The sequence below is a fragment of the Frankia sp. CeCAU1 genome (assembly GCF_977971845.1).
In genome coordinates, this window is record NZ_CDWWXA010000018.1 from 16582 (window position 1) to 19123 (window position 2542).

Annotated in this window: 3 protein-coding genes; all 3 read right to left on the minus strand. The window is 73.9% G+C overall.

Features of this window, described 5'->3' with window-relative positions; genetic code table 11:
* A partial coding sequence (gene hypD, locus AC08OO_RS05655; protein ID WP_476618297.1) for a hydrogenase formation protein HypD occupies positions 1-513 on the minus strand: 513 nt, incomplete at its 3' end.
* Complete coding sequence (locus AC08OO_RS05660; RefSeq protein ID WP_011435521.1) at positions 510-791, minus strand: HypC/HybG/HupF family hydrogenase formation chaperone; 282 nt, start codon at positions 789-791, stop codon at positions 510-512. The genes hypD and AC08OO_RS05660, both read right to left, overlap by 4 nt.
* A gap of 4 nt (positions 792-795) precedes the next feature.
* On the minus strand, positions 796-2542 hold a 1747-nt coding region (locus tag AC08OO_RS05665), incomplete at its 5' end, for a Kae1-like domain-containing protein (RefSeq protein WP_476618298.1).

Here is a 2542-nt window from a genome sequence, read left to right on the forward strand (position 1 = left end):
CACCAGCACGTGGCTGACAAGTACGGAGAAGTTGTCGAGTCCACGGCGCCGGGCCGTCACCACGGCCATCGCGTTGGCTGGGGCGGTGGTCTCGAAGCCCACTCCGAAGAACACGACCTGGCGGTCCGGGTTCTCCTCGGCGAGGCGGACCGCGTCGAGCGGCGAGTAGACCACCCGGACGTCCCCGCCACGCGCCCGGACCATGAACAGGTCCATGCCGCTGCCGGGGACCCGCAGCATGTCCCCGAACGAGCAGAAGATCACCTCGGGGCGGGCGGCGATCGCCAGCGCCCGGTCGATCGTCTCCAGCGGCGTGACGCACACTGGGCAGCCGGGGCCGTGGATGAACTCGACCTGGTCCGCGAGGAGCTGATCGATTCCGTTGCGGATGATCGAGTGGGTCTGGCCGCCGCAGACCTCCATGATCGCCCAGCGTCGGGTCGCGGTGGCGATGATCGCATCCAGCAGCCGGCGGGCCAACGCCGGGTCGCGGAACTCCGCCAGGTACCTCACCGGCCCGGCCCGGTCATGCCCGGTTCCGCCGCGCGCGATCCCAGCTCCTCCTCGAGCAGCCCCAGGTCCCGGAACATCGCGAGGGTCTCCCGCGCCGCGGCCTCGTCCAGCCTGATCAGCCCGAAGCCGGCATGGATGATCGTGTACTGCCCGACGGTCGCGTCGGGCAGGTAGGCGAGGCACACCGTCTTGGTGACGCCGCCGAAATCGACGATCGCCATCCGCGTACCACGGTCGTCCCAGATCTCGATGATCCGGCCCGGTATCCCCAGACACATGCCGTCAGGCTTCCTTCCCGCCGAAGGCCGGCTCCGTCGGGCGGCTCAGCGCCGCGACCGCAGCCTGGCCCAGCGCCAGCCCACCGTCGCCCGGCGGCACCACCCGATGGACGAGTACGTCGAACCCGGCAGTGGCGAGCCGGGCGCGGCAGGCCCGCGTCAGCACTACGTTGGCGAACACCCCGCCGGTCAGACCGACCAGGCGGACTCCGTACCGCCGCCGCGCGAGCCCCGCGACCTCGGCCACCGCGTCCGCGACCGCCAGATGGAACGCGCCGGCCAGCACCGGCACCGCCACTCCCGCCCGCAGACCGGCGACGATCCCCGCGAGCACCCCCGCCGGGTCGAGGACGCCGTTCGCCAGGCCGAAGGCGAGCCGGCAGGCACCGGCGCCGCCGAGTCCGGCGCCGCCGAGCTCCGCCGCGGCGAGCCCGTCCGCGGCGAGCGCCTCCAGCTCGACGGCGGCCTGCGCCTCGTAGGTGATCCGGTGGCGCACCCCGAGCAGCGACGCCACCGCGTCGAACAGGCGGCCCATGCTCGTGCAGGGCACGCAGGCCACGCCCCGGTCCAGCGCGGTGCGCAGGGTGCGCAACTCCGCCACGGAGCAGGCCCGCACCGGCGCCAGGTCCGCGGTCCAGTCCAGGTCGGCGGCGGCCAGATGGGCGAGCGCGACCCGGTACGGATTGCGGACGGCGGCGTCGCCCCCGGGCAGGCCGATCGGACGCAGGTGCGCGACCCGCTCGGCGCGGGCGACGTCCGGGCCTACCAGCAGCACCTCGCCGCCCCAGATCGTGCCGTCGAGCCCGTAGCCGGTGCCGTCGAACGCGACCCCGAGGATGGTGTCGCCGAGCCTGCCGTGCTCGGCGAGTAGGGCGGCCACATGGGCATGGTGGTGCTGGACCAGGTGCGGCAATCGGCCGGCGGACCGTGACCCGTGGGTGGAGGTCTGGTTCGCCCCCGCCGCCGGGTCCCCGGCTGCCGCCTGTTCGGTCCCCGTAGCCGCCGCGCGTTCGGCCCAGGCCCGGGTGACGTATCCCGGATGGAGGTCGGCGGCGAGCGTCTCCGGCGCAACGCCGTACAGATCGGTCAGGTGCGCGGCGGAGCGCTCGAAGGCCCTGAGCGCAGCCAGGCTGCCCATGTCACCCAGATGCTGGGACACGAACGCGCGACGGTCCGTGGTGAGGCAGAACGTGCTCTTGCCCTCGCCGCCCACGGCGAGCACCGACCGGACGGGGCGGCCGAGGTCCACCGGCAGCGGAACGTATCCGCGGGAGCGCCGCACCGGCAGCACCTGCCCGTCGTCCCCGTAGCCGCAGCGCACCACCGAGTCGTCACACGGCAGGAGGATCGGTCGGTCGTGCCGGAGGAACGCATCAGCGAGGCCGGCGAGCCGGTCCCGCGCGTCGTCGTCGGCGAAGCAGATGGGCTCGCCCGAACGGTTGCCACTGGTCATCACCAGCATCCGCGGCGGTGGCGGGCCGCCACCCGGGACTGGCGCGAACAGCAGGTGGTGCACGGGTGTGTACGGCAGCAGCAGCCCCACCAGCGGGGTGCCGGGGGCGACCAGCCGCGACATCCCCGATATCCCTGACATCCCCGCCGCGGGCGAGCGGCGGACGAGCACGATCGGAGCGGCCGGCGATGCCAGCAGCGCCGCCTCCGCCGACGACAGGTCGGCCACCAGGGTGGCCGTCGCCAGGTCGCGCACCATCACCGCGAACGGCTTGTCGGGCCGGTCCTTGCGGGCGCGC

What these genes read in the sequence shown, in the direction of transcription:
- AC08OO_RS05660 (WP_011435521.1), bottom strand. Translation starts at nt 791, where the DNA reads ATGTGTCTGGGGATACCGGGCCGGATCATCGAGATCTGGGACGACCGT.